General features: G+C 67.7%; 24 protein-coding genes. 9 read left to right on the top strand and 15 right to left on the bottom strand.

All coding sequences use genetic code 11. From position 1 onward, the window contains the following. The 3 genes from ACN9MV_RS01155 to ACN9MV_RS01145 are packed head-to-tail and all read right to left on the bottom strand — an operon-like array spanning position 1 to position 3,191. Positions 1-642, bottom strand: a complete 642-nt coding sequence (locus ACN9MV_RS01155; protein ID WP_093059280.1) for an amino acid synthesis family protein — start codon at positions 640-642, stop codon at positions 1-3. A 21-nt stretch (positions 643-663) separates the two neighbouring features. Then, positions 664-1,569 carry a UPF0280 family protein gene (locus tag ACN9MV_RS01150; RefSeq protein WP_426391056.1) on the bottom strand — a complete coding sequence of 302 codons (906 nt, stop codon included), beginning with the start codon at positions 1,567-1,569 and terminating at the stop codon, positions 664-666. 2 nt (positions 1,570-1,571) lie between these two features. Beyond that, the gene (locus tag ACN9MV_RS01145) at positions 1,572-3,191 is read right to left on the bottom strand and encodes a 6-hydroxynicotinate reductase (protein WP_354339328.1); all 1,620 of its coding nucleotides are present in this window, start codon (positions 3,189-3,191) and stop codon (positions 1,572-1,574) included. A 311-nt stretch (positions 3,192-3,502) separates the two neighbouring features. On the opposite strand from ACN9MV_RS01145, the gene ACN9MV_RS01140 reads away from it, so the two are divergent. From ACN9MV_RS01140 to ACN9MV_RS01130, 3 genes are read left to right on the top strand one after another with little or no spacing between them, the layout of a single operon-like run. Further along, positions 3,503-4,276: a ferredoxin--NADP reductase gene (locus tag ACN9MV_RS01140; protein ID WP_093059274.1), complete on the top strand. Its 774-nt coding sequence runs from the start codon at positions 3,503-3,505 to the stop codon at positions 4,274-4,276. Between the two features lie 19 nt (positions 4,277-4,295). Continuing rightward, positions 4,296-5,069: a TetR family transcriptional regulator gene (locus ACN9MV_RS01135; RefSeq protein WP_093059272.1), complete on the top strand. Its 774-nt coding sequence runs from the start codon at positions 4,296-4,298 to the stop codon at positions 5,067-5,069. Then, positions 5,024-6,223 carry an amidohydrolase family protein gene (locus tag ACN9MV_RS01130; protein ID WP_097197433.1) on the top strand — a complete coding sequence of 400 codons (1,200 nt, stop codon included), beginning with the start codon at positions 5,024-5,026 and terminating at the stop codon, positions 6,221-6,223. The genes ACN9MV_RS01135 and ACN9MV_RS01130 overlap by 46 nt, the downstream gene beginning before the upstream one ends. Positions 6,224-6,244: 21 nt before the next feature. Here ACN9MV_RS01130 and ACN9MV_RS01125 read toward each other — a convergent pair whose 3' ends face one another. The 4 genes from ACN9MV_RS01125 to metH are packed head-to-tail and all read right to left on the bottom strand — an operon-like array spanning position 6,245 to position 12,231. Beyond that, positions 6,245-6,646, bottom strand: a complete 402-nt coding sequence (locus ACN9MV_RS01125; RefSeq protein WP_426391055.1) for a GtrA family protein — start codon at positions 6,644-6,646, stop codon at positions 6,245-6,247. Then, positions 6,643-7,638, bottom strand: coding sequence for a glycosyltransferase family 2 protein (locus ACN9MV_RS01120; protein WP_426391054.1), 996 nt, complete (start codon positions 7,636-7,638; stop codon positions 6,643-6,645). The genes ACN9MV_RS01125 and ACN9MV_RS01120 overlap by 4 nt, the downstream gene beginning before the upstream one ends. Beyond that, positions 7,635-9,464, bottom strand: coding sequence for an ArnT family glycosyltransferase (locus ACN9MV_RS01115; protein ID WP_426391053.1), 1,830 nt, complete (start codon positions 9,462-9,464; stop codon positions 7,635-7,637). Before ACN9MV_RS01115 ends, ACN9MV_RS01120 begins: the two co-directional genes overlap by 4 nt. A gap of 52 nt (positions 9,465-9,516) precedes the next feature. Then, a complete protein-coding gene (gene metH / locus ACN9MV_RS01110; RefSeq protein ID WP_426391052.1) occupies positions 9,517-12,231 on the bottom strand; it encodes a methionine synthase in 2,715 nt (904 codons plus the stop codon). 248 nt (positions 12,232-12,479) lie between these two features. On the opposite strand from metH, the gene ACN9MV_RS01105 reads away from it, so the two are divergent. Both ACN9MV_RS01105 and ACN9MV_RS01100 read left to right on the top strand, forming a co-directional pair. Beyond that, entirely contained in the window at positions 12,480-13,451 is a 972-nt protein-coding gene (locus ACN9MV_RS01105; RefSeq protein WP_426393137.1) for an esterase/lipase family protein, read from the top strand. 7 nt (positions 13,452-13,458) lie between these two features. Next, a complete protein-coding gene (locus ACN9MV_RS01100) occupies positions 13,459-14,388 on the top strand; it encodes a lipase secretion chaperone (protein ID WP_426391051.1) in 930 nt (309 codons plus the stop codon). Here the strand turns inward: ACN9MV_RS01100 and ACN9MV_RS01095 are convergent. Beyond that, positions 14,378-14,821: a PACE efflux transporter gene (locus tag ACN9MV_RS01095; protein WP_426391050.1), complete on the bottom strand. Its 444-nt coding sequence runs from the start codon at positions 14,819-14,821 to the stop codon at positions 14,378-14,380. The two genes, ACN9MV_RS01100 and ACN9MV_RS01095, sit on opposite strands and share 11 nt — an antisense overlap. A gap of 101 nt (positions 14,822-14,922) precedes the next feature. Here ACN9MV_RS01095 and ACN9MV_RS01090 point away from each other — a divergent pair, with 101 nt between their 5' ends. From ACN9MV_RS01090 to ACN9MV_RS01080, 3 genes are all read left to right on the top strand, one after another. After that, a complete protein-coding gene (locus tag ACN9MV_RS01090) occupies positions 14,923-15,855 on the top strand; it encodes a LysR family transcriptional regulator (protein ID WP_093180005.1) in 933 nt (310 codons plus the stop codon). Positions 15,856-15,888: 33 nt separating this feature from the next. Beyond that, positions 15,889-16,509, top strand: coding sequence for a TetR/AcrR family transcriptional regulator (locus tag ACN9MV_RS01085; protein ID WP_093180007.1), 621 nt, complete (start codon positions 15,889-15,891; stop codon positions 16,507-16,509). A 116-nt stretch (positions 16,510-16,625) separates the two neighbouring features. Next, on the top strand, positions 16,626-17,660 hold the full coding sequence (locus tag ACN9MV_RS01080; RefSeq protein WP_426391049.1) for an NADP-dependent oxidoreductase: 1,035 nt from the start codon (positions 16,626-16,628) through the stop codon (positions 17,658-17,660). Positions 17,661-17,671: 11 nt separating this feature from the next. Here ACN9MV_RS01080 and ACN9MV_RS01075 read toward each other — a convergent pair whose 3' ends face one another. Beyond that, entirely contained in the window at positions 17,672-18,403 is a 732-nt protein-coding gene (locus ACN9MV_RS01075) for an SH3 domain-containing protein (RefSeq protein WP_426391048.1), read from the bottom strand. A 78-nt stretch (positions 18,404-18,481) separates the two neighbouring features. Further along, positions 18,482-19,534: a homocysteine S-methyltransferase family protein gene (locus ACN9MV_RS01070; protein ID WP_097197444.1), complete on the bottom strand. Its 1,053-nt coding sequence runs from the start codon at positions 19,532-19,534 to the stop codon at positions 18,482-18,484. A gap of 113 nt (positions 19,535-19,647) precedes the next feature. Here ACN9MV_RS01070 and ACN9MV_RS01065 point away from each other — a divergent pair, with 113 nt between their 5' ends. After that, on the top strand, positions 19,648-21,507 hold the full coding sequence (locus ACN9MV_RS01065) for a DUF1963 domain-containing protein (protein WP_426391047.1): 1,860 nt from the start codon (positions 19,648-19,650) through the stop codon (positions 21,505-21,507). Between the two features lie 12 nt (positions 21,508-21,519). Here the strand turns inward: ACN9MV_RS01065 and hutG are convergent, their stop codons facing one another. Genes hutG through ACN9MV_RS01040 form a run of 5 tightly spaced genes read right to left on the bottom strand, consistent with a single transcriptional unit; the run spans position 21,520 to position 26,222 of the window. After that, on the bottom strand, positions 21,520-22,344 hold the full coding sequence (hutG, locus tag ACN9MV_RS01060; protein WP_093081771.1) for an N-formylglutamate deformylase: 825 nt from the start codon (positions 22,342-22,344) through the stop codon (positions 21,520-21,522). Between the two features lie 7 nt (positions 22,345-22,351). Continuing rightward, positions 22,352-23,734: a formimidoylglutamate deiminase gene (locus ACN9MV_RS01055; protein ID WP_426391046.1), complete on the bottom strand. Its 1,383-nt coding sequence runs from the start codon at positions 23,732-23,734 to the stop codon at positions 22,352-22,354. Then, positions 23,731-24,957 carry an imidazolonepropionase gene (gene hutI, locus ACN9MV_RS01050; protein WP_426391045.1) on the bottom strand — a complete coding sequence of 409 codons (1,227 nt, stop codon included), beginning with the start codon at positions 24,955-24,957 and terminating at the stop codon, positions 23,731-23,733. Before hutI ends, ACN9MV_RS01055 begins: the two co-directional genes overlap by 4 nt. A gap of 27 nt (positions 24,958-24,984) precedes the next feature. Next, positions 24,985-25,557, bottom strand: coding sequence for a HutD/Ves family protein (locus tag ACN9MV_RS01045; RefSeq protein WP_426391044.1), 573 nt, complete (start codon positions 25,555-25,557; stop codon positions 24,985-24,987). Beyond that, a complete protein-coding gene (locus tag ACN9MV_RS01040; RefSeq protein ID WP_093059241.1) occupies positions 25,554-26,222 on the bottom strand; it encodes an amino acid ABC transporter permease in 669 nt (222 codons plus the stop codon). The genes ACN9MV_RS01045 and ACN9MV_RS01040 overlap by 4 nt, the downstream gene beginning before the upstream one ends. Positions 26,223-26,229: the final 7 nt, after the last annotated feature.

The following is a 26,229-nucleotide window of genomic DNA, read 5'->3' as shown; positions in this document are numbered from 1 at the left end:
TCAGCGCAGGCCGTCCCACTTGCTGATGTTCTCTGCGAGCAGGCCGCCGACACGGGCATGCACGCGGTAGCCCGTGCTCATCGCGAGGATGAAGACGATCTCGTCCGCAGCCGGCGCACCGGGCACTCGCACCTCGATGGCGTCGAACTGGCCGCGCACGTAGCTGGCGTTGATGTTGGTCAGCGGCACATCGAGCGCGGCGCCGGGCGGGCCGACCTTCTTGGTCGAGGGCACGATGGACAGCGCATTGCCGGGCTGGCCGGTTTTTTCTTCGGCCGTGCCTGCGGTGTAGGCAACGCGGCTGCCCTTCCAGCCGAGCAGCTCGCGCATTGCGTATCCGCCGGGCACGTGCCACAGCGCGCCGTGCTCCAGCTCGCCGTCGGCGCCGACGATGGCGCCCTTGCCGTAGGTAGCGATCTGCTCGAGCGGCACGTCCATGGCGGCGTGCAGCTTGTGCGCCATGTCGACGCCTACGGGGTCGAGCAGCGCCATCATCGGCAGGATGTCGGGCTCGTAGCGGCCGGCGAACGGATTGGTCAGCACCGCGCCGATGGCACCGCGCACCAGCGGCGTTTCGGCGCGCGGTCCGAACTCGTGGTGGATGTGCTCGACATGGGTGAAGACGCGTCGGATTTCGATCATGAAAAAGAACCTTGCTTTTCGTTAAGCAAATACTGAACCAACTGCTTTCGGCAGCTCGGTCTTGAGCGCCTTCGAGCATAAGGGCTCGACAAGTCGCCACTGCCCCTGACAAACGAGTAGAGCGGCCCACACAAGCCCGCCTTTTTGCAGGACCTTGGCGCACACCACGCCCGTATCGAGTGCGCTGCGCACCTGCCCGGGGGCCAGCGCGGGCACGTCGACGGTGACGAGGGTGTCGCCGAGGTCGCTGTCGTCCTTGCATTCGTTCGCGGGGCGGCGCGCGATGGCAGCGTCGTCGACATCGACGGCGTTGGCAATCACTGTCGCCGCCGCATCGGCCTGCGCCGCAGTGGCGGCCAGGACCGTCACGCTGTCGGCGATGCCCAGCGAGAAGCTGCGCCCGCGCCAGCCGCTGGTGGCGACGCCGCGCACGGGCTGGTCGGCGTGCAGCTCGAACTGGCCGTCGGTGGTGAGGATGCCGCTGTTGTCACGCCAGTCGAAGCGCGCGAGGTCGGCGAACACGCCCACGCGCGCCGATTGGCCGGGTGCGAAATGCAGCGCAATGTCGCCGCCGTTGTTGATCCATGCGCGCTCGATGCCGGGGCGCTCGTAGAACGCGATCAGCTCCTGCGCGACCGAGCCGGCCACCGCCGCCATCGGCGTGATGAACATCGGCGAGAACGCGGCGCAGGCGTCCCACATGCGGCGCGCCACCACATTGCGCGGACGCATCTTGTCGGTGACGGGCAGGCGCAGCAGCGGCAGCTCGTGCACCAGTTCGTCGAGCACGTGGACGAAGCGCGCCCACGCGGCGTCGTGCGCGGCCGCGACGGCGTACGGGTCGCCATGCGCCTCGGCCACGATGTCGATCGGGCCGTGGTTGAAATGCCAGCGGTTCTTGTCGAGCGCTGTGCGTTGGGCGGACATGATCAGCCCAGCATGGGGGCGTGGCCGAGCGGCCACGGATTGGCGTCGTCCATCGCGAGCCATTGGCGCGCGAGCGGTGCGCCGTCTTCCTGCCACGCACCGCGCGCGAGCGCCTGTTCGAGCGGGAAGATGTGTTCCATGTGGCCGCCGAGCGCCTCGTAGTCGTCGCGCCGCATGCTGAACTCGATGGGCGCGACGATGGCTGGCGTGGGCACGGTGCCGAAGCTGTTGTCGGGCATGCGCATGACGTCCGCCATCACGGTGATGCCGCCGCCGGGCCACACGTATGCCGGCGCACCGCCGCATGTGACGTTGACCAGCGCGCGCTTGATGGCACGCGTGAGCAGCACCGGGTTTTCGGTGACGCCCGCGCGCAGGCTTCCGCCCGCGCCGCCGAGGAACAGCACGGTGCACAGCGAGGGTTCGCAGTTTTCGCCGATGCGATCGACGATGCGCTTCACCTCCGTTGGCATGGGCTGCTCGACGGGCTTCAGTGCATCGTCGAGCACGTACCACTGCGCGTGCTCGCCGGTGGTCGAGGTCATGAGCAGGCGCAGGCCGGGGCGCGCGACGCCCTCTTCCCAGCCTTCGATGATCGCAAGGGGATCGGCGATGTCGGTGCCGCCCCATCCGTTGCCCGGGTTCGCCACCTGGAAGTAGCGCCCCGGCGTGGACTTGCGTCCCAGCATCTGGATGCCCGAGGGCGCCATGTCGAGGCAGCGGCCAGCCTGGTGCTCGGTGAGCACGCCGGTGATGTGGTCGTCGACCACCACCACCTCGTCGGCCACGCCCGCGAACTGGCGCGCGAAGATGCCGACCGCCGCGGAGCCGCAGCCCACGCGCATGCGCTGCTCTTCGACGCCGTTGACGATGGGCGCCTTGCCGGCCTGGATGACGAGGGTGGAGCCGCCGTCGATGGTGCACTCCACGGCCTTCTTGTTGCCCAGCAGCTGCATCAGCTCGGCCGTCATGCGGCCTTCCTTCTTGCTGCCGCCAGTAAGGTGGTGCACGCCGCCGAGCGAGAGCATCTGCGAGCCGTACTCGGCCGTGGTGACGTGGCCCACGACTTCGCCGCGATAGCGCACGTTGGCCTGCTCGGAGCCGAGGAAGCGGTCGGTGTCGATCTTCACCTTGAAGCTGCAGTAGCTGAAGATGCCTTCGGTGACGACGGTGACCATGTCTACGCCCTGGGCCTTCGATGCAACGATGAAGGGCGCGGGCTTGTAGTCGGGGTAGGTGGTGGACGAGCCCACGCCGGTGACGAAGACTTCGTCGGCGTGCAGCAGGTCGCCGTTCCAGTCGGGCTCGGCGGGAGCCGGGGCCGTTTCGGCGCCGGTGCGATTGAAGGGCACCAGCGCAGGCGCTTCGCTTTCGATCGTCCGGCGCAACAGCACCACGGGATCGACGCGCACCAGCACGCCTTCGCGGTTGGCATAGCGGTCGCAGGCGCCGGTGCGGCCGTCGGAGATCTGGCACAGCACCGGGCAGGCGTTGCACTCGACCTTGGCAGTGCTCATGCGCTCGTTGCGCGGCGGCGCCTTGCCGAAGGCGCCGCTGCCGGCTTCAGCCACCACGGGCATGTCCATGCCGGGGAGGCCATCTGTCTTGGTGTGTTCTGTCATCGGGCAATCTCGTGGGCGTATGTGGGCAAATCCTGGCTGTCGGGGTTTGCAACAAACGTGCCGTCCGCCCGCTTGTGCACCGACTTCCGTTTGTGTAGCATTCCCTACACTTTCATGTTGCGTTCACTACATTCGCAGTCAATGTAGCAAACAGGCCCGATGCTTGCAATGGTGTTTTCTCGCGATGTTCATCGGGGTTTTTACGACCAACGACAATGGAGGGTTCGGAGCCGGCCGGCGGTTTTCGCCCCAAAGGCGTGCACGTCGGCTCAGCCAACCTCCCCTGTTACCAACCAACTCTTGAGTTCCGTATGAGTGCATTCAGCGAAGAACGCGTCCTGAGCGTCCACCACTGGACCGACCGCCTGTTCACCTTCACCACCACGCGCGACCCGGCGCTGCGCTTCTCGAACGGTCATTTCACGATGATCGGCCTGAAGGTCAACAACAAGCCCCTGCTGCGCGCCTACAGCATCGTGAGCCCGAACTACGAGGAGCATCTCGAGTTCCTGAGCATCAAGGTGGAAGAAGGCCCGCTGACTTCGAAGCTGCAGCACATCCAGGTGGGCGACACCATCATCGTGGGCCGCAAGCCCACGGGCACGCTGCTGATCGACTACACGCTGCCGGCCAAGCGCCTGTACCTGTTCGGCACCGGCACCGGCCTCGCACCTTTCATGAGCATCATCCGCGACCCGGACACGTACGAGAAGTTCGAGCAGGTCATTCTGGTGCACGGCGTGCGCCAGGTCGACGAGCTGGCCTATCACGACCTCGTGACCGACCACCTGCCCAAGCACGAGATCCTCGGCGAGATGATCGCCAAGCAGTTGCTGTACTACCCGACCGTCACGCGCGAGGAGTTCCGCAACCAGGGCCGCATCACCGACCTGATCGAGAGCAACAAGCTCACCGACGACCTCGGCCTGCCGCCGCTCAACGTCGAGGAAGACCGCGTCATGCTGTGCGGCAGCCCCGGCCTCTTGGTCGACCTGAAGCACATCCTGGAAAAGCGCGGCTTCAAGGAAGGCAACACGAGCACGCCGGGCGACTTCGTGGTCGAGCGCGCGTTCGCAGAGAAGTAATCGGCATCTCGCGCGCCCGATGGCCGACAGCCGCTCCGCACCCAAGACCAAGCCCCAGCGTCGCACGGGCGTGCGCGAGGCGGCCGCCCAGGCCACGCGCGACAGCATCCTGAAATCGGCGACCAAGGTGTTCGCCAAGTACGGCTACGACGGCGGCAGCGTGGAGAAGATCTCCAAGGCCGCGAAGTCGTACGACCGGATGATCTATTACTACTTCGGCAGCAAGGAAGGCCTCTTCATTGCGGTGCTCGAAGGCATCTACCAGCGCATGGACGACGCCGAGGCCGCCATCGCGCTCGACGCCTCGCGGCCGGTGGAAGCGCTCACCGAAGTCATCCGCTTCGTGCTGGGCTACTACCGCAAGAACCCCGAGTTCGTCACGCTCTTGAACACCGAGAACCTGCACAAGGGCCGGCACATTTCGAAGTCGCTGCGGGCGCGCGAGTATTCGTCGCGCGCGGTGGCGATCATTGCGGAAATCCTCGCCAGCGGCGCTGCGCAGGGCCTGTTCCGCAAGGAACTGGTGGCGCGCGACATCTACCTGCTGATCGCGTCCACGGGTTATTTCTACACCTCCAACCGCCACACGCTCACCGCCTTCCTCGGTGAACCGCTGGAGTCACCGGAGGCGATCACGCACTGGGAAGACTTCGTGATCGAGACGCTGCTGCGCACAGTGCGCGCTGACGCGGATACAGAAGCGGACGAGCCGCAAGACAACACACCACCCCACGAGGACACATCGAAATGGCAGAAATCGCAGCCGGCGGCAAGTCGGGCAAGGTCGTCATAAAGAACATCGGGCTGCTGCTCTCGGGCGACATCGACAAGCCCATCCTCGACGCCGACACCATCGTGGTGAACGACGGCCTGATCGTCGCGGTCGGCAAAGAGAAAGACTGCGATCTCGAAGGCGCGGCGACCGTCATCGACGCGAAGAAGACCTGCGTGGCGCCAGGCCTGATCGACAGCCACGTGCATCCGGTGTTCGGCGACTGGACGCCGCGCCAGGGCCAGATCGGCTGGATCGACTCCACCATGCACGGCGGCGTGACCACCATGATTTCCGCCGGCGAGGTGCACCTGCCCGGCCGTCCCAAGGACATCGTGGGCCTGAAGGCACTGGCCATCACCGCGCAGCGCGCCTTCGATAACTTCCGCCCCGGCGGAGTGAAGGTGCTGGCGGGCGCGCCCGTCATCGAGAAGGGCATGGTCGAGAGCGACTTCAAGGAACTCGCCGAAGCCGGCGTGGGCCTGCTCGGCGAAGTGGGCCTGGGCTCTGTCAAGGCCGGCTACGAGGCGAAGGAGATGGTGGCCTGGGCGCGCAAGTACGGCATCCAGAGCACCATCCACACGGGCGGCCCGTCGATCCCGGGCTCGGGCCTGATCGACAAAGATGTTGTGCTCGAGGCCGACGCCGACATCATCGGCCACATCAACGGCGGCCACACCTCACTGCCCGAGGCGCACGTGTGTGAGCTCTGCGAGAAGAGCTCGCGCGCCATCGAGATCGTGCACAACGGCAACGAGAAGGTGGCCATCGCGGCGGCCAAGGCGGCGCTGGAGCTCAAGTGCCCGCACCGCGTGATTCTCGGCACCGACGGCCCCGCGGGCTCTGGCGTGCAGCCGCTGGGCATCCTGCGCATGGTGGCAATGCTGTCGTCCATCGCGAACATTCCGGCCGAGCTGGTGTTCTGCTTCGCGACCGGCAACACGGCGAAGATCCGAAAGCTCAACTGCGGCCTGATCGAGGTGGGCCGCGACGCCGACTTCGTGTTCATGGACCGCGCACAGCATTCGCCCGCGCCAGGCCTGCTCGAAAGCGTGCAGCTCGGCGACATTCCGGGCGTGGGCATGGTGATGATCGACGGCATCGTGCGCTGCGGCCGCAGCCGCAATACGCCGCCTGCAACGGAGATTCCAGTCGTCGTTTCCGGCGCGCACTGAGCGCCCCGCGCACCGTCGGCCTCAGCCGCCGCGGTGCGAGCGAAAGACCAGGTAGCGCGCCGACAGGAAATTGGCGCTCATGCCGGCAAGGCTGCCCAGCGCCACGCCCAGGGCCGCGGCCCAGCGCCCTTCGACCCAGTGCAGCGTCAGCACATAGGCGCCGTAGTTCAGCACCGCGCCGGCAGCCATGGTCGCCAGGTAGCCCAGGTACTCGCGCCAGAGGGAGCTGCCAGCCGATGCGCTGGCCGCGAAGGTGTAGCGGCGGTTGAAGGCCCAGGTGGTGGTCGCCGCCGCGAGAAACGACACCACCCGCGCGCCGTACCAACCCAGCAGCGGCGCCAGCAGATACAGCACGACCACGTCGACCACGAGCCCGATCACGCCGACGAGGGCGAAGGATAGGAACTCGCGTCCGATCTTCATCGTGAAGTGCGTGTGCCGCGGGCCGCCTGCTCGCGCACGCTAGGAATCGCGAGGTAGCTAAGCCGCTTGGCCTCCCGTCGCCCCAGCGTGATGGCCTGCATGACAACGCCGCACACGAAGGACAGCATGGCAGCCAGCATCGCGCCAGTGGCCAGCACCGCCGTGGGGAGCCGGGGCACCAGGCCGGTGTGCATGTAGGTCATGACGAGCGGCAAGACCAGCGCGACCGACATCAGCACCAGCAGCCCCCCGATGATCGAGAAGAACTGCAGCGGCCGCTCGCTCACGAACAGCTTGCAGATGGTCTTGAGGATGCGCCAGCCGTCGCGGTAGGTCGAGAGCTTGCTCACCGAGCCTTCGGGACGCGTGCTGTAGGCGGTGCTTTCCTCGGCATAGGGCATACGCAGTTCGAGCGCGTGCACGGTGAGTTCGGTTTCGGTCTCGAAGCCGCGCGACAGCGCCGGGAACGACTTGGCATAGCGCCGCGAGAACACGCGGTAGCCCGAGAGCATGTCGCTCAGGCCACCACCGAACAGCTGCGCCACGGCGCCCGTGAGCATGCGATTGCCCAGGCGGTGGCCGGTGCGGTAGGTGTGCGCGTCCTGGCCGTCGTCCACGCGGCTGCCGACCACCATGTCGAGGTTGTCGCTCACCAGTCGGTCGATGAGCCGGTGCGCGGCGCCGGTGTCGTAGGTGGCGTCGCCGTCGACCATCACGTACACGTCGGCATCGACGTCGGCGAACATGCGCCGCACCACGTTGCCCTTGCCGCGCAGGGTCACGTGCGTGACGATGGCGCCGGCCGCGCGCGCCACGGCGGCCGTGTCGTCGCTGGAGTTGTTGTCGAAGACGTGGATCTCGGCCTCTGGCAGCGCGGCGCGAAAGCCCGCCACCACCTGGGCGATGGCGAGCGCCTCGTTGTAGCAGGGGATCACCGCGGCAATGCGCAGGCCGCTGCTGTCGTGGGTGGTGGGGAAATTGGCGTCGGTCATGGTGCGGCGGGAAGGATACGGTAGACCCGGCTGCCGTCCTTCTCGTACTCCACGGCGAAGTACTTGTCGAAGTCGACACGCGCGCTGAACACCGGCACCACGGAGTCCGGCAGGACGACCGCCACAAAACCCAGGCCACCGAGCTTGCGCGCGAGATCGCCGCCTGACAGGCGCCCGAAGTCGGTGTAGCGCCACGGCCCGAGCGTGTCGCCCCAGATAGGGTTGGGCCCGTAGTAGATCGCCTCGTTCAGAGCGATCTGGTAGACACGGCCTGTGGCGGTGCGGCGCAGGTAGTCCATGACGGCGTAGCCCGGCACGTGCTTGCGCAGCACGGCATCGCGGGCTTCCGGGGTGATCGAGACCATCGACACCTTCACCGCGGTCTGGCGCACCGACACGGCGGCCAGCACGGCCAGCAGCAGCACGAGCACCCAGTCGCCCGCGCGGGCGCCGGAACGCGCGGTGTCGCGGCTCATCGAGCCCGTCGCCACGGTACCGGCATCCTGCGTCTTCTCCTTCGCACCGAACATGCGGCGCACGCCCGATGCGGCCCAGCCGAACAGCACCTGCCAGCCGATGGCCGCGATGGCGGCCAGCAGCGGGAACGAGGCCGTCAGGTAGCGCGGATAGCGCGAGGTCACAACCCAGACCACCACCGAGTAAAGGCAGAACCAGCCTGCCGCACGCACGGCCGCGGAGCGCTTCCACAGCACGCTGAACGGTGCGAAGAACACGGACCAGATCAGCGCATTGGGCAGTTCGGCATGCACGCGCACATCCGCCACCTGCTGCACGTAGTCGGCCGGCGTCCATTCGGTGAAGCCGAACACGCGCGCACCGATAGGGTTGAACGGGTCGCCCGTCATGACGGCGTTGCGCGCGTACCAGTACACGCACGGGATCAGGAAGCAGACGAACACCAGCGCCCATGCCTGGGGCCGCCGCTCGTGGCGGATGACGAACAGCGCCACCAGCGGCAGGAAGATCAGCGCCTGGTACTTCGAGCCCGCGGCCACGCCGAGGCAGAACGCAGCCACGCCGAGCCAGCGCATGCCGCCGTGCACGGGCTTGCCGGGCTCCGACTCGCGCCACCACCACAGCGCCACGCAGGCCGACAGCACGAACAGCGCCACGCCCATGTCGATCAGCGCGTTCGAATAATCGCCGAGCCCCAGCCAGATGGCCGCGCCGATGCAGGCGGTGAGCCGGTTGGCGTGCAGGATGCCGAGGCGGAAGATCATCACCACCGACAGGGCGCCCGCCAGTGCATTGAGGAAGTGCGGCAGCACGTCGTCGCCGACCTGCAGTGCGGCGGCGTAGAGCAGGTTGTAGTTGTACGGGAACCAGGGGTAGCGCAGCCAGTCGTGAATGCCCAGCGAGCCCTGCTGCGCGACCTGGCGTGCATACGGCAGGTGGTACATCAACTCGTCGAAGGCGATCGGCGGCGCGAGCGGCGCTACCAGCGCGGGCAATGCGACCAGAGCCAGCGCGATCATCGCGACGCGTTCGAAGTAGGTCCACGGCGCGGCGGGTTCGTTCGCACGCAGGGCACGCCGCTCGCGCAGCCACGACGGCAGCTGGATCGCCGCCGCAACGAAGCCCGCCACGACAAGCGCCACGGTCGCACCCATCTTGAAGGCCCCGAAGATGGCCAGCGCCTGGAACGCGCAGATGAAGAGACCGACGCCCAGCGCCACGGCCATGGCGGCTTCGAGCCCAGCGTCGCGGCGCGGCGGCGGGGCCATGCGGCCCAGCAATGCGCGGCCGTAACCCCAGCAGCTGAACACGAAAACCGCCAGTGCCGCGTAGTGCGCGGCTGCAAACATCAGCTTCTGAATAACAACTCCCGGCGCCGGGCGGCCGCGCCGGCCGGCAGGTTCAAAGATTGGGCGCCAGCAGACGCTCGAGATCGGACTCGCTCTCCTTGCGCCGCGCGGCCTGGTCCTGCAACTGATCGTGCCCGATCTTGCCGACGTTGAAGTACGTCGAATCGGGGTGGCTCAGGTAGAAACCGCTCACGCTGGCGGCGGGCATCATAGCGAGGCTTTCCGTCAGGGTCATGCCAATGTCCGCGCAGGCCAGAAGGTCGAACATGGGGCGCTTCACGCTGTGGTCGGGGCAGGCCGGGTAGCCGGGCGCGGGGCGGATGCCACGGTACTTCTCCGCGATCATGTCGTCGTTGCTCAGACTTTCGTCGCTCGCGTAGCCCCAGAGGTCGGTGCGCACGCGGTGGTGCAGCGACTCGGCGAAGGCCTCGGCCAGCCGGTCGGCCAGGGCCTTGAGCATGATGGCCGAGTAGTCGTCGAGGTCGTCGATGAAGTACTTCTCTTTTTTCTCGACGCCCAGGCCGGCGGTGACGGCGAACATGCCGACGTAGTCTTTCACGCCGCTGTCCTTGGGCGCGACGAAGTCGGACAGGCAGCGGCTGGGGCGCATCACGCCGTCGATCATCTGCTTCTCGGTCTGCTGGCGCATGCCGTACCAGGTGAGCGCGACTTCGCTGCGCGACTCGTCGGTGTACAGCTCGATGTCGTCGTCGTTCACCGTGTTGGCGGGCCAGAAGCCGACGATGCCGCTCGCGCTGAGCCAGCGGCCTTCAATGAGGCGCTTGAGCATGCGCTGGCCGTCGGCGTACACGCGCACGGCCTCGGTGCCGACGATCTCGTCCTTCAGGATGGCCGGGAACGGGCCGGCCAGGTCCCAGGTCTGGAAGAACGGGCCCCAGTCGATGTACTTGGCCAGATCGGTCAGGTCGAAGTTCTTGAACACGCGCCGGCCAATGAACTTGGGCACCGGCGGCAGGTAGTTCGCGAAGTCGATGGGCGTCTTGTTGGCGCGCGCCTTGGCCAGCGGCCACATCGGCACCTGCTTCTTGTTGGCGTGCTGCTGGCGCACCTTGACGTAGTCGGCGTTGATCTCGTCGATGTACGCGGTGGCCTGGTCGGAAAGCAGCGACTGCGCCACGCTCACGCTGCGCGAGGCGTCGGGCACGTAGACCACGGGGCCTTCGTAGTGCGGCGCGATCTTCACGGCCGTGTGCACGCGGCTGGTGGTGGCGCCGCCGATGAGCAGCGGAATCTTCTTGATGCGGAAGTGATCGTCCTTCTGCATCTCGCCGGCCACGTACTGCATTTCTTCGAGGCTCGGCGTGATGAGGCCCGACAGGCCCACGATGTCCGCGCCCTCGACCTTCGCCTTGGCCAGGATCTCGTGGCACGGGACCATCACGCCCATGTTCACCACTTCGAAGTTGTTGCACTGGAGCACGACGGTGACGATGTTCTTGCCGATGTCGTGCACGTCGCCCTTCACGGTGGCGATGATGATCTTGCCCTTGGTGCGCACGTCGCGGCCCGCGGCCTCGTCCTGGCGCTTTTCTTCCTCGATGTAGGGAATGAGGTGGGCCACGGCCGACTTCATCACACGCGCCGACTTCACCACCTGCGGCAGGAACATCTTGCCCTGGCCGAACAGGTCGCCCACGATGTTCATGCCGTCCATCAGCGGGCCTTCGATCACGTGCAGCGGGCGGCCGCCCTTGGCGAGGATCTGCTGGTAGGCCTCTTCCGTGTCTTCCACGATGAAGTCGGTGATGCCGTGCACCATCGCGTGAGACAGGCGCTGGTTGACGTGCACCGGGTTCTCGGGCGTGCCGCGCCATTCGAGCTTCTTGCTGTCGTCCTTGGCGCCGCTCTTGGCGGTTTCGGCCACCTCGACGAGGCGCTCGCCGGCGTCGGCGCGGCGGTTGAGCACCACGTCTTCGACGCGCTCGCGCAGTTCGGGTTCGAGGTCGTCGTACACGCCGACCATGCCGGCGTTGACGATGCCCATGTCCATGCCCGCCTTGATCGCGTGGTACAGGAACACGGTGTGGATGGCTTCGCGCACCGGGTCGTTGCCGCGGAAGCTGAAGCTCACGTTCGAAACGCCGCCCGACACCTTGGCGCCCGGCAGGTTCTCCTTGATCCAGCGCACGGCGTTGATGAAGTCGACCGCGTAGTTGTCGTGCTCCTCGATGCCTGTGGCAATGGCGAAGATGTTCGGGTCGAAGATGATGTCCTCGGGCGGGAAGCCCACCTCGTCGACCAGGATGCGGTAGGCGCGCTCGCAGATCTCGATCTTGCGTGCGTAGGTGTCGGCCTGGCCTTTTTCATCGAAGGCCATCACCACGGCGGCGGCGCCGTAGCGCTTCACCAGCTTGGCCTCGTGCTTGAACTTGTCGACCCCCTCCTTCATGGAGATGGAGTTGACGATGCCCTTGCCCTGGATGCAGCGCAGGCCGGCTTCGATGACTTCCCACTTCGAGCTGTCGACCATCACCGGCACGCGCGCGATGTCGGGTTCGCTGGCGATGAGGTTGAGAAAGCGGACCATCGCGGCCTTGCTGTCGAGCATGGCCTCGTCCATGTTGATGTCGATCACCTGCGCGCCGTTCTCGACCTGCTGGCGCGCCACGGCCAGGGCTTCTTCGAACTGTCCGTTCAGGATCATCCGCGCGAAGGCCTTGGAGCCCGTGACGTTGGTGCGCTCGCCGATGTTGACGAACAGCGTGCCCTCGCCGATGGCAACCGGTTCGAGGCCGGACAGCTTCATGGGAGGGGGCATTGGGGAAGACATGGTTTGACTCGGGGGCAAAAGCGGTTATTCGTGCGCGGGTTGGGGGAGTCTATCGCCCTCCCCCAAGCAGATAGCGTGCAAGGAGTAAGTCTGAATCATGAAAGGGTAAGTCCGAATCGATAGCGAATCCCTGATTTCGCAGAATGAAAAGAGCACGCTCGTTCTTTTTTGCGTGCATCCCCAAAACCGATCCACCCCAATTGCAGGGAGTTCCGATGATTCGACTGAAGACGATTCTGGCTTCGACGGGCAGGAAAAGCGGTACGGCGCGGCGCTCTGCCGGCGCGCTGCTGATGTGCGGCGTGCTGGCCTTGGCGCCCCTGATGCAGACGGCCCAGGCCGCCAGCAGCAAGACCGCGCAGACGGCCTACCCGATCGTGCTGGTGCACGGCATGCTGGGCTTCGACACGATCGCGGGCATCGACTACTGGTACGGCATTCCCGGCGAGCTGCGTGCCCAGGGCGCCAAGGTCTTCGTCGCCGAAGTGGCCGCCACCAACAGCAGCGAAGTGCGCGGCGAACAGCTGCTCAAGCAGGTCAAGGACGTGCTGGCGCTCACCGGCGCGAGCAAGGTCAACCTGATCGGCCATTCGCACGGCGGGCCCACGGCGCGCTACGTCTCGGGTGTGGCGCCGGAGCTGGTAGCTTCCGTCACGACGGTGGGCAGCCCCCACAAGGGCAGCAAGGTGGCCGACGTGCTCGGCGACACGCTGCCGGCCGGCAGCCTCAGCCGGACCGTGGTGGTCAGCGCCGTCAACGCGTTCTCCAGCCTGCTCGGCATTCTCTCGGGCAACAACACGCCCCAGAACGGGCTGGGCGCGCTCGATTCGCTGAACACCGTGGGCTCGGCGAAGTTCAACGCCAAGTTCCCCGACGGCGTGCCCACCACGGCCTGCGGCAACGGGGCCGAGCTGGTCAACGGCGTGCGGTACTTCTCCTGGTCGGGCACCCAGCCGCTGACCAACGTGTTCGACGCCTCCGACTACCCGCTGTCGCTGCTGAGCGCGGTCCACGGCGAAGCCAACGACGGGCTGGCATCGGCCTGCAGTTCGCATCTGGGCACCTACCTTGGCAGCTACCGGCAGAACCATCTGGACGAAGTCAATCAGCTGCTCGGGTTGCGCGACCTGTTCTCGGTGAGCCCGGTGACGCTGTACGTCAACCAGGCGGCGAAGCTGAAGCAGCTCGGCCTCTGAGGAGACGATGTCCCCGAAGCTCCTGCGTCCGCTGGCGGCGGTCGCGGTGGTGGTGGCCGCAGGCGTGGCGTGGTGGCAGCTCAGCGCGCCTGAAGCGCCTGCGGTCGCCGCGTCTTCGATGCCGCCGGCCACCAACCCCGCGGCGGCGGAAGCATCCGCCGTCGCGTTGCGCAACAACAGCCACGCCCCCGACCCACTGCTGACACCCGACCTGCTGCGCATCTTCGAGCAGATGCTGAACGACAGCCAGGCCAGGGACAAGGAAGGCCTGATGGCCGAGATGCGCGCCAAGATCGACAAGTACCTGCCGCCGGAATGGCGCGTGCGCGGGCTGGGCCTGCTGGAGCGCTACATCGACTATCGCAACGCGCTAGAGGCGCTGCCGGCGGCCAGCATCGGCGACCCTGCCGGGCTGCGCAGGATCCTCGATGCGCGCGCGGGCATCCGGGCACGCTACTTCGCACCCGAAGAGGTCGAGGGCCTGTTCAGCGCCGAGGAGAAGTTCGACCGCTTCAGCGTCGAGAAGCTGGAGATCGAGCGCAACAAGGATCTGACGCCCGAGCAGAAGCGCGAGGCGCTGGCGCAGACCGAGAAGAATTGGCTTACGCCCGAGCAGCTCGCCGACCGGGCTGCCACCACGGCGCAACTCGGCGTCGCCGAGCAGACCGCGGCGCTGGAAGCACGCGGTGCGAGCCCCCAGGAGCGCTTTGCCGAGCGCTCCCAGCAGTACGGCCACGAGGCAGCGCAGCGGCTGGCCACGCTCGACCAGCAGGAGCAAGACTGGCAAAGCCGCCTCTCGCGCTACGCCGCGGCCGACGAGGCCACGCGGGCGCAGCTTCAAGCCCAGCTCTTCACGCCGCAGGAGGCGCTGCGGCTTCAGGCCGCGCTGGAAGTCCGCGCCGCCAACGACAAGAAGAAGGCGCCCTCTACGCCGTGACCACCGTGCTGTTCGCCGCCGCAGAAGCCGGCAGGCCGAACACCCGGTCGAAGACCCAGTTGAAGACGAAGGTGTAGACCAGGAAGAAGATCACCAGCCCCAGGTCCATCACCAGTGCCTGCCAGAGCGACACGCCCAGGCCCCAGGCGAACATCGGCACCAGGAAGGCAACCAGCCCGCCCTCGAAGCCGATGGCGTGGGCGATGCGGCGGCGCAGGCTGCGTCCGCGCACGACCTGGCGCGACTCCCAGCGCTCGAACAGCGAATTGAAGACCAGGTTCCAGATCACCGCGACGACCGAGGCGGCCACCGCCAGCACGCCCGAATGGCCGAGGCCGGCGTCCGTCATCAATGCCAGCCCGGCGCTGGCGGCGACGATGGCGATGCCCTCATAAAGGCTGATGTAGACGATGCGACGTTGAATGCCTTGCATGACTCTTCTCTTGGTTTCGTTACTGCGATGACTGGACTTTATGTGTCATCCGCTGATATAAAAAGTTAACTTGTTTCAGTTTTATTGATAGGTCGGGTGCCATGGCTTTTTCCAGCGACAACGTCGAAGTCTTCCTGGCCGTGATCGACCACGGCTCCTTCTCGGCCGCCGCCCGGGCGCTGCACAGGGTGCCGTCGGCCGTGAGCATGGCCATCGCCAACCTCGAGGCCGAGCTCGACCTGCCGTTGTTCGACCGCAGCGGCCGCGAGCCCCAGCCCACCGCCGCCGCGCGCTCGCTGGAGCCGCAGGCGCGGCTGCTGGCGGCCCAGCTCAAGCAGCTGCAGGTGCAGGCGCTGGCGCTGACCCAGGGGCTGGAAGACCGGCTCACGCTGGCCATTGCGCCCGAGCTGCTGGCCGCGCGCTGGAGCGGTCCGCTGGCCGAACTGGCACGGGAGCACCCGCTGCTGCAGGTCGAGGTTCTGGCGGCCCCGCAGGCCGACGCACTGGCGCTGCTCCACAGCGGGCGCGCGCAGCTGGCGTTGGTGTTCGAGCGCCCGAGCCTCGACGGGCGCGAAGGCTTCCAGGAGGTCGGCAGCGACCTGATGGTGGCGGTCATCGCGCCGGACCACCCGGTGCTCGCGGCCAACGGTGGCCGGCTGCGCGAGGACCATCTGACGAACACCCGGCAGATCGTCGTGGCCGGGCGCGACCTGACCACCAGCGACCCGCGCTTCGTGTTCGCGCGCCATGTCTGGCGCACCGACAACGCACTGGCCGCGCTGAGCCTGATCACCGCCGGGCTGGGCTGGGGCTGGCTGCAGCGCAACTTCGCAAAGCCGCATGTGGCGGCGGGCGCCCTGATCGAGATTCCGTTCGAGAACCTCAGCAACGGGCTGGACCTGTGGGTGGACGTGGTGTGGTCACGTGAGCGCCCACTCGGCCTGGGAGCCCAGCGTTTCGTGAAGTTGATAGCGAAGGACCGGGCAGCCGCCGGTGAGTGCAGCCCCAAGACCGGCGGCGATCAAGGCGACTAGACGACTGGTCTAATAGCCGCTAGAGTGCGAGCCATGAACGCGATCGCCCCCACTCCCGACGTCCGCCAGCACATCCTCGACGTGGCCCATCCGCTGTTGCTGCAAAGGGGCTTCACCGGGGTCGGACTGGCCGAGGTGCTGACGGCGGCGAAGGTGCCGAAGGGCTCGTTCTATCACTACTTCGGCTCCAAGGAGGCCTTCGGCGAGGCCGTGCTGGAAGCCTATTTCACCGAATACCTGGGGCGTACCGACGCGTTATTGACCGAGGCACCGGGCACGGCCGCGCAACGGCTGATCGGCTACTTCGACGACTGGCTCGATTCGCAGACCGGCGACGATGCGCAGAGCCGCTGCCTCGTGGTCAAGCTCGGCGCGGAGGTCTGCGACCTGTCCGAAAGCATGCGCGCGGCGCTGGCGCGAGGCACCCGCGGCATCACCGACCGGCTGGCGCGCTGCATCGAAGCCGGCCGGGCCGACGGCTCGTTGCAGGCCGCGCCGCAAGCAAAGGAACAGGACGCGCAGGGAATCGCCGTCGCGCTCTACCAGCGATGGCTCGGCGCCAGCCTGCTGGCCAAGATCACCCGCGACCGCGCATCGCTGGACATGGCCATGCGCGACACCCGGCAGCTGCTGGGCCTGTCTCCGGACACCTGAAAAAGCCTGAAGCGGGAGGCGCACGCGCTCCCGCTTTTTTTCGCTCATGCACTAGACGACTGGTCTATTCGCCTCCGCAGATCCGCATCCCCAACCATTACAGGAGCCACCAGCCCATGCCTCAAAGCGACACCCTCAACCGCCGCATCGTCCTCGCTGCACGCCCGCGCGGCCTGCCGACACCGGGCGACTTCCGCCTAGAAGAAACCGCCGTCCCCACGCCCGGCGAAGGACAGGTGCTGCTGCGCACCCTGCACCTGTCGCTCGACCCGTACATGCGCCAGTTGATGGATGAGATCGCGCCGGTCTACGCGGCCTCGGTGCCACTGGGCGAGCCTATGCCGGGCGGCACGGTCAACCGCGTCGCCGCCTCCAAGCACCCGCAGTTCCGCCCCGGCGATCTCGTGCTCGGCAACGCAGGCTGGCAGGACTACGCGCTGTCCGACGGCCAGGACCTGCTCCCGCTCGGCGAGATGGCGCAGCCTTCGCTGGCGCTGGGCGGGCTCGGCATGCCTGCCTTCACCGCCTACGTCGGCCTGCTCGACATCGGCCAGCCGAAGCCGGGCGACACCGTTGTCGTGGCCGCGGCGACCGGCGCGGTCGGCTCGGTGGTCGGGCAGATCGCCAAGCTCAAGGGCGCGCGCGTGGTCGGCATCGCGGGCGGCGCGGACAAGTGCCGCTACGCGGTCGAAACGCTCGGCTTCGACGCCTGCCTCGACCGCCATGGCCCGGAGTTCGCATCGCGCCTCGCGGCCGCGTGCCCCAAGGGCATCGACGTCTACTTCGAGAACGTCGGCGGCGCAGTGTTCGATGCGGTGCTGCCGCTGCTCAACATCGGCGCGCGCGTGCCGGTGTGCGGGCACATCGCCGACTACAACAACGAGAAGCTGCCGTCCGGCCCGAACCGGCTGCCGCTGCTGCTGGCGGCGCTGCTGCAGAAGCGCATCCGCATGCAGGGCTTCGTCATCCTCGACCACTACGGCGACCGCTTCGACACCTTCCGGCGCGAGATGAGCGAATGGGTCGATGCCGGCCGCGTGACGCTGCGCGAGGACCGGGTCGACGGGCTGGATAACGCGCCGGCTGCGCTCATCGGCCTGCTGGAGGGGCGCAACTTCGGCAAGCGCGTGGTGCACGTCGCCGAGGGCTGACGCACGCGCCTTCAGGGCCGGTGGCCACCTCCATGGCCGCCACCATGTCCGCCGCCGTGTCCGCCACCGCCATGCGGGCGTTCGCCGCCGCCCCCACCGGGCCTCGGCCGGCCGCCGGGGTGTGGATGTGCCACGCCGGGCGGAGGCCCGGGACGAAAGCCCGGCTGCGGCCGCGGCGGCCTGATGCCGGGATCGTGCGGCGGGCGGAATCCAGGTCCGGGTGGTGGGCGAAAGCCAGGCCCCGGCGGCCGGAAACCCGGCCCTGGCCGCCACGGGTGCGGCTGCCATCCCGGCCTCACCGGCGGCGGTGGACGCCAGCCCGCCACGGGTGGCGGAGGCGGCCGGCCACCCCACCAGCGCCGGTCGCCGTACCACGGCCGGTCGCGGTAGTAGTCGGCCCAGTAGCTGCCGATCGCGAAGCCGATGATCGGCACACCGATCACCGCGCCGTAGGTGGCCAGCGGCACGCGCTGCTCCTGATATGCGTAGTCGAGGTTGCGCGACCAGACCCAGCCGCGCCCGCCGTCGGGCAGCACCACGTCGCACCAGCCATAGCCGCTGGTGCAGCCGACCACGTCGAGCGGCTGGCCCGGCCCGAGCCGCGCCACCAACGGATAGTCGCCCGAGGGCCCGGCACGCATGTTGACCGCGCCGCGCGTGAAGGCCTGTTGCGCCGCGGCCGCGAGCGGAAGCAGCAGTGCCAGTGCGCCAATGCCGATCCAGCGCGGAACGAGTGTGTTCATGGGTAGGCTCCTTGCGCCCCAGCGTAGGCCGGGGGCCGAGAGCCTGTCAATCGGCCGCGGGCGCGACCGGAGTGGTGCTTACGCGGCTTCCTTGTAGAAGCCGGCGTTGTTGCTGCCGAGCACGCGGCCGGCAACGGGCGCCACCGCCTTGCCGATGGCCGCGATATGGTCCGGCGTGGTGCCGCAGCAGCCACCCACGATGTTCACCAGCCCCTCGGCCGCGAACTCGTGCAGCAGCCGCGAGGTCACGTCGGGCGTCTCGTCGAAGCCCGTGTCGCTCATCGGATTGGGCAGGCCCGCGTTCGGGTAGCAGCTGATGAAGGTGTCGCCGGCCACGCGCGCCAGCTCCTGGATGTACGGGCGCATCAGCGCCGCGCCCAGCGCGCAGTTCAGGCCAATGGCCAGCGGCTGCGCATGGCGCACGCTGTGCCAGAAGGCGGTGACGGTCTGGCCGCTGAGGATGCGGCCCGAGGCGTCGGTCACTGTACCGCTGATGATGAGCGGCAGGCGCTGCCCGCTGTTGTCGAAATACTCGTCGACCGCGAACAGCGCGGCCTTGGCGTTGAGCGTGTCGAAGATGGTTTCGACCAGGATCACGTCGGCGCCGCCTTCGACCAGTGCTTCGGTCTGCTCGTAGTAGGCCGCGCGCAGTTCCTCGAAGTTGACGTTGCGCGCGCCCGGGTCGTTCACGTCGGGGCTGATGCTCGCCGTCTTGGGCGTCGGGCCCAGCGCGCCGGCCACGAAGCGCGGCTTGTCGGGTGTGCTGAACTTGTCGCAGGCCGCGCGCGCCAGCTTGGCGGATTCGAGATTCATCTCGCGCGCGAGGTGAGCCATCTTGTAGTCCTCCTGCGCGATGGTGGTCGCGCCGAAGGTGTTGGTCTCGATCAGGTCGGCGCCGGCCGCGAGGTAGCTCTCGTGGATGTCGCGGATCACGTCGGGCCGCGTGAGCGACAGCAGCTCGTTGTTGCCCTTGATGTCGCGCTCGAAGTCCTTGAAGCGCTCGCCGCGGTACTGCTCCTCGGTGAGCTTGAAGCGCTGGATCATCGTGCCCATGGCGCCGTCGAGGATGGCGATGCGCTTGGCGAGGATGCCGGCCAGGGCCTGGCCGCGGGTGTAGACAAGGGGCTTCATAAGCTCCGATTGTAGAAACCAGCCCATCGCCCCGCTCTGCCCCGGGACTTGGCCTTGTCCATGCCTTGCCGGTCTGGCAAGGTTGGACGCAGGCACCCGACGCTTTCATCTCCATGCAAGAAGACATCTTCCAGGTCGGCGACGCGCACTTCGCGTTCACCGCGCAATCCTCGGCCAGCTTCGTCGACGGCGGCATGCAGTTCCAGCTGCACACGGCCCCGGTCGCGTTCGATGCGGCGCTGCATGCACCCGCCTTCCAGCCCGACGACGTGGACAACCCCTCGCAGGGCACGATCGCGCCGCAGTTCGGCACCTACGGCGCATTCTTCTTCCACGACAAGACCGGCGAGCCGCTGCGCATAGTGCAGATGCCGCAAAACCAGCCGGCCACCTTCGACTTTCACCTGTACGAGCGCGGCTTCGCGCTCGACAGCTTCCACGGCACGGTGACGCTGACGCCTTCGTCGGTCGAGCTGCGCGGCACGATGCGTTCGCGCTACGACGACAGCAAGAGCGTTCCCATCCACGTCCGCAAGGCTTTCGAGCCGGGTGGAGTGACATTGCAGCCGCACACATACACCAGCCTCGAGGAGGCTGCCGAGGTGCCGCCCGAACGGGTGCGGCGGCTGCTTGTCCGGCAACCGTGGCAAGGCGACACACCGAAGATCGAGGCCTTCCCGCCCGAGATCCTGCGCTTCAGGAACCTCGAGTTCCTGTCGCTGCAGTTCATGTCGCCGGCGCACGCGCCCTTCACAGCCTTGCCGGACGAATTCTGTTCGCTCTCGTCGTTGAAGGAGCTGTTCGTGCGCGGCTCGGCCATCGAGCACCTGCCCGAAAACTTCGGCGCGCTCGAGCAGCTGGAAGCTCTGTTCCTGCAGTACGGCAAGCTGCGCGACCTGCCCGACAGCATCGGCCGCCTCTCGCGGCTGCAACGGCTGGTGCTGCCCGGCAACGCACTCGCCACGCTGCCCGAATGCGTCGGCCACCTGCCGGCGCTGACCTTGCTGAACGTCGAGAAGAATCCCTTCGTGTCGCTGCCGGTGTCGCTGAAGAAAATCAAGAAGGTCACGCTCGAGAACAAGCTCAAGGCGCTGTACCTCGACATCCGCTATCGCCCGGACGTCGACGTGGCGGTGGCGCCCGAAAGCTTCCTGGCACGCGGCAGCGCGGAACACGCGGCGATCCTGGAAGCCGCCTGCGCCCGGCACAAGCTCAAGCGCTACCTGCCCGCGCTGCTGCGCCTGGCCCGCAACACCGTGCGCTACCGCACCACCGAGCCGGAAGACTATGCGCAGAAGGGCAACACGCGCTTCGGCGGCGCCCCCGACCTTCCGCCGGACATCGAATTTCCCCGTGCGGAAGACGGCACGCACTGGCGCTTCTATGCGCAACTGCGCCTGGCCGACGTCGCCGGGTTGCAGCCCTGGCTGCCGCGCGACGGCATGCTCTATTTTTTCGGCGAGGACCAGGAGGAACTGCACAAGCACCGGGTGATCCACTCGACCGCCCCCGCCTCGTCGCTACAGACCTACGTCTACCCGGACGACGCCACGTTCGAGAACGGCGACGCGTTCCCCGGCTTCACGGCCGTTGCCACTGCCACCGTGTCGGTGCCGAGCCTCTACAACGCGCGCGACCGCCTGACCGGCCGCGACGCGGTGCTGCTGAACATCGAGGACGACGACAAGCTGCAGAAGGCCTACTGGGCGCTGCAGGAAGAGCTTTCGGGCAAGAGCGAGGACTGCCACCTCGTCAACGCACACGTGTTCACGCAGCACGAATCGCCCGAGGAGCAGGCATCGGCCGAGCGCGGCGGCCTGCCTGGCGAATGGATCAACCTGCTGATGCTCGAGTCGGACAACCGGCCCGGCTTCTGCTTCTGGGATGCGGGCACGCTGAGCTTCAGCATCCACATGAAGGACCTGGCGCTCGGCGATTTCTCCAGGACTTTCGCGAGCCTGGAAAGCAGTTGAGCCTGCGGTCGCTCAGCGCGCCGCGCGCGATTCGGCGAACGCCAGCACCGCCTCGATCATGCGCCGCACATGCGGCTGCACGCCCGCCGCCACCTCGGGCAGATAGTCGAAGGGCAAGGCCTCCTGCATGTAGCTGCTCTGCGTCATCTCCAGCTGCACCGCGTGCACGTTCTGCGCAGGGTTGCCGTAGTTGCGCGTGATGTAGCCACCGGTGAAGCGGCCGTTGAGCACTCCCGTGTAGCCGGTGGCGCTTTCGGCGATGCCCAGCAGCGTTTGCGCCAGCGCCGGGTCGCAGCTGATGCCCTTGCCGGTGCCCAGGTTCAGGTCGGGCAGCTTGCCTTCGAAGAAACGCGGCAGCACCGAGCGGATCGAGTGCGCGTCCCACAGCGCGGCCACGCCGTGCTGCGCGCGGATGCGCGCGAGCTCTTCGGCCAGCTTCGCGTGATAGGGCTGCCAGATGGCATCGCGGCGCTCGGCGGTTTCCGCATCGCCCGGCAGGTCGCCGGGGTTGGCATACACCGGCGTGTCGTCGAAGGTGTCGACCGGGCACAGGCCGGTGACGCTCTGGCCCGGGTAAAGGCTCGCGCCATCCGGCGGACGGTTCAGGTCGATCACGTAGCGCGAGTGCGTGGCCACGAGCACCGAGGCACCGAGTTCGTCGGCGAAGTCGTAGAGCCTTTCGAGGTGCCAGTCGGTGTCGGGCACATGGCGCGCTTCCTCCGTGAGGCGGGCAGCCAGCGCGGGCGGCACGTGCGTGCCGACGTGCGGCATCGAGATCAGCAGCGGGCGCGTGCCCTGGCGGAAGCGGAATGGCGGTTCGGCGGTGGTGAAGGCCATGGTGGGGTCAATCCTTGAGTAGTTGGGTGCGCGCGGCCACGAAGGCGGCCGCGGCTTCGTCGTGCAGCGCATGGCGGCCGGCCGAAACGCGCGCGCGGCCCGCCACCCAGACGGTGTCGACGGCCGAGGTGCGATGGCTTGCGAAGACGTGAGCCGAGAGCATATCGGGCGCAAGCAGGCCCTGCAGTGTGAGGTGCGAGGCGTCGAGCACGGCGAAGTCGGCCTGCTGCCCCGCTGCAAGCCCACCGACGGCGCGGGCCGATGCCTGCGCACCGCCCTGCACCGCTTCGAGCGTGAGCGCGGTCGCCACATGCGGCTGCGCCGCGCTGGCGCCGACGTTGCGCTGGCGCCTGGCCAGACGCTGGCTGTATTCGAGCATCAGCAGCTCTTCGGCGGCGTTCACGCTCGCGTGGCTGTCCGAGCCCACGCCCCATGCGCCGCCGTGGCTGCGCCATTTGGCGAAGTCGAAGATGCCGTCGCCGAGGTTGGCTTCGGTCGTCGGGCACAGGCCCGCGACCGCGCCGCTCTGGGCCGCGTATTCGTACTCGGCGTCGTTCATGTGCGTGGCGTGCACGAGGCACCAGCGTGCATCGACCGGCGCGTGATCGAGCAGCCACTCGACCGGGCGCAGGCCGCTCCAGGCCACGCAGTCGTCCACTTCCTTCGTCTGCTCGGCGATGTGGATGTGGATGGGCGCGGTGCGGTCGATGGCTTCGAGCCCCGCGATCGCATCGCGCAAGCCTTCGGGCGGCACTGCGCGCAGCGAATGCGGTGCGAGGCCGAGCCGGGCGCCCTGCGCGTCGCACACAGGCTTCAGCGCTTCGAGCAGGCGCAGCATCGAATCGGTCGAGCGGATGAAGCGGCGCTGCCCCTCGGTGGGCGGCAGGTCGCCGAAGCCGCCGGTCTGGTAGAGCACCGGCAGCAGCGTGAAGCCGATACCGGTCTTCTTCGCCGCGCGCAGCAGGGCGAGGCTCAGCGTCGCGTCGTCGGCATACGGACGGCCGTCCACGTCGTGATGCACGTACTGGAACTCGCACACGCTGGTGTAGCCCGCTTCGAGCATCTCGGCATAGAGCCAGGTGGCGATGGCTTCCATGTGCTGCGGGCCGAGGCGCGCGGCAAAGCGGTACATCAGCGTGCGCCAGCTCCAGAAGCTGTCCTGCTGCTCGGCGCGGTGTTCGGTAAGGCCGGCAAAGGCGCGCTGGAAGGCGTGCGAATGCAGGTTGGGCATGCCGGGGATCACGGGGCCGTTGGCGGCTTGCGTGTCGGCAGGCCGTTGCGCACCTGCTTGCACCTGCGTGAGCTGGCCCGCATCGTTCCACGTCAGCAGGACGTTTCTGGCCCAGCCTTCGGGCAGCAGCGCATCGGCTGCGAAAAGCGTTTGTGTCATTCCTTGGCTCCGATGGCGATGCGGCCCTGCCGCACCACCGCGCGCACGGGCTGCTGGCCAAACCAGTAGGCGAGTTCGGCGGCTTCGCGCACGTTCCACAGCACGAAGTTGGCGGGCATGCCTGGCGCGATGGCGCCGTGTGTGTCCTGCAGGCCCAGCGCGCGCGCGGCATGCACCGTGACGCCGTCGAGCGCCTCGGGCACGGTGAGGCGGAACAGCGTGCAGGCCATGTTCACCATCAACAGCAGGCTCAGTGCCGGCGAGGTGCCGGGGTTGTGGTCGGTGGACACCGCCATCGGCACGCCCGCGGCGCGCAGCGCGGCGATGGGCGGCAGGTGCGTGTCGCGCAGCGTGTAGTACGCGCCGGGCAGCAGCACGGCCACCGTGCCCGACTTGCGCATCGCCTCGATGCCTTCGGCCGACAGGTGTTCGATGTGGTCGCACGAGAGCGCCCCATAGCGCGCGGCCAGTGCCGCGCCGCCCATGTCCGACAACTGCTCGGCATGCAGCTTCACCGGCAGGCCCAGCGCCTGTGCGGCCTTGAAGACCTGCTCGGTTTCCTCGAGCGAGAAGGCAATGCGTTCGCAGAACACGTCGACCGCATCGACCAGCCCTTCGGCGGCCAGCGCGGGCAGCATCTCGTTGCAGACGAGGTCGATGTAGTCGCCGCTGCGGTCTGCGTATTCGGGCGGCAGCGCGTGCGCGCCGAGGAAGGTGGTGCGCACCGTCACGCCATAGGCGTCGCCCAGGCGCCGCGCCACGCGCAGTTGCTTGCGCTCGTGTTCCAGCGAAAGGCCGTAGCCCGACTTGATCTCGATGGCGCACACGCCGTCGGCCAGCAACTGTTCGAGCCGCGACGCGGCCTGCGCGAAGAGCGTGTCTTCATCGGCCTCGCGCGTGGCGCGCACCGACGAGACGATGCCGCCACCAGCCTTCGCCACTTCTTCGTACGTGGCGCCCGCAAGCCGCATTGCGAATTCGTTGGCGCGCTGGCCGCCGTAGACGAGGTGGGTGTGGCAATCGACCAGGCCCGGCGTGACGAGCGCGCCGCCGCCGTCGTGCAGCGCAAGGCCCGCGAACCCTGCCGGCAGTGCGCTGCGCGCGCCGACCCAGCGGATCGCGCCCTGCTCCACCACGATGGCGCTCTCCACCTCGGCATCGATGGCGAGGCGGAGACCGGTCCAGAGGCCGTCGGCCGAAGGGAATTCGTTGGCGGGTTTCATCGTCTTTCCTGTCTTTGCTGTTGCAGGTTACGCCGGCACGACGCGCACTGCGAGCAACCGTGCATCGGTGCCCTCGGGCACTGCCTGCCAGGCCTGCGCTGCGTCAGCCCACTGCAGGCCCTCGCCATCGCGGAACGCTTCGTCGTTAAACCGCCACGCGCCGCGCAACGCCAGCAACACGCCATGCGGCGCGGCGTCGATGGCTGAAACGCCATCGAGCACCAGCACCTCGGCGCGCCACTGGCCGCGCCGTGTCATCACGTTGAAGTCGTTCGACGCACCGCCGAGCAGCGTGCAGTCGATGGCCTCGTCGCCGCTGAAGGCGAAGGGCCGGTGCGGCACGTCGAGCCGATGGTCGATGCGCCCGTCGTGCGTGAAGAGGCGCACGCCGTCGCCCTCCAGCAGCGTGATGCTGCGGTCGACACCGGCGAACACCGAGAACGGCCCCGCCGCCGCGATGGTGGCGATGCTCACGCGCCAGCCGAAGCTGTCGAGCCCCGCGCCCTGTGGCCAGCTGGCGATTTCCTGCGTGGTGCCGCCGCCGTTCTTCCACGGCGTGACGGGCAGCGCGGCGCGCGAGAAACGAAGCACAACGCTCATCGCATCAACCCGCCCTGGCGCAGCCGCTGCTCGAAGTGCCGCAGCACCAGCGTCATGGTGCCGGTCAGCACGAAGTACACGACCGCGATGGCCAGGTACACCTCCAGCGAGCGGTAAGACACGCTGATGATCTTCTGCCCTTCATGCATCACGTCGTGGATGGTCAGCAACGACACCAGTGCCGAGTTCTTGATGAGCGCGATGAACTCGTTGCCCAGCGGAGGAATCATGCGCACCACCGCCTGCGGCAGCACGATCTGGCGCATTGCCACGCCGGGCGTCATGCCCAGCGACTGCGCCGCCATCGTCTGGCCCTTGTCGATCGACTGGATCGCGCCGCGCACGATCTCCGACACGTATGCGCCCGAGTACACGCCGAGCCCCAGCACGCCGCACAGGAAGGCCGGCAGCAGGATGCCGAAGTGCGGCAGCCCGAAGAACAGGATGAACAGCTGCACCAGCAGCGGCGTGCCGCGAATGGCCGCCACATACGCGGTGCACACGCCGTAGAGCCAGCGCCGCTTCGGGTTCAGCCGGCCGATGCCGACCAAGAGGCCCAGCACGCAGCCCAGCGCCAGCGCGCAGGAGGTGATCTCCACCGTGACCAGCGCGCCGCGCAGCAGGTCGGGCCAGCCCTCCCAGACGGGCGAGAAATCGAAATCCATGGCTCGC

The organism is Variovorax sp. R-27, from assembly GCF_049913215.1.
GTDB lineage: Bacteria > Pseudomonadota > Gammaproteobacteria > Burkholderiales > Burkholderiaceae_C > Variovorax.
Note: the sequence above shows the minus strand (reverse complement) of the source record. Positions and strands in the feature narration are given on the sequence as shown.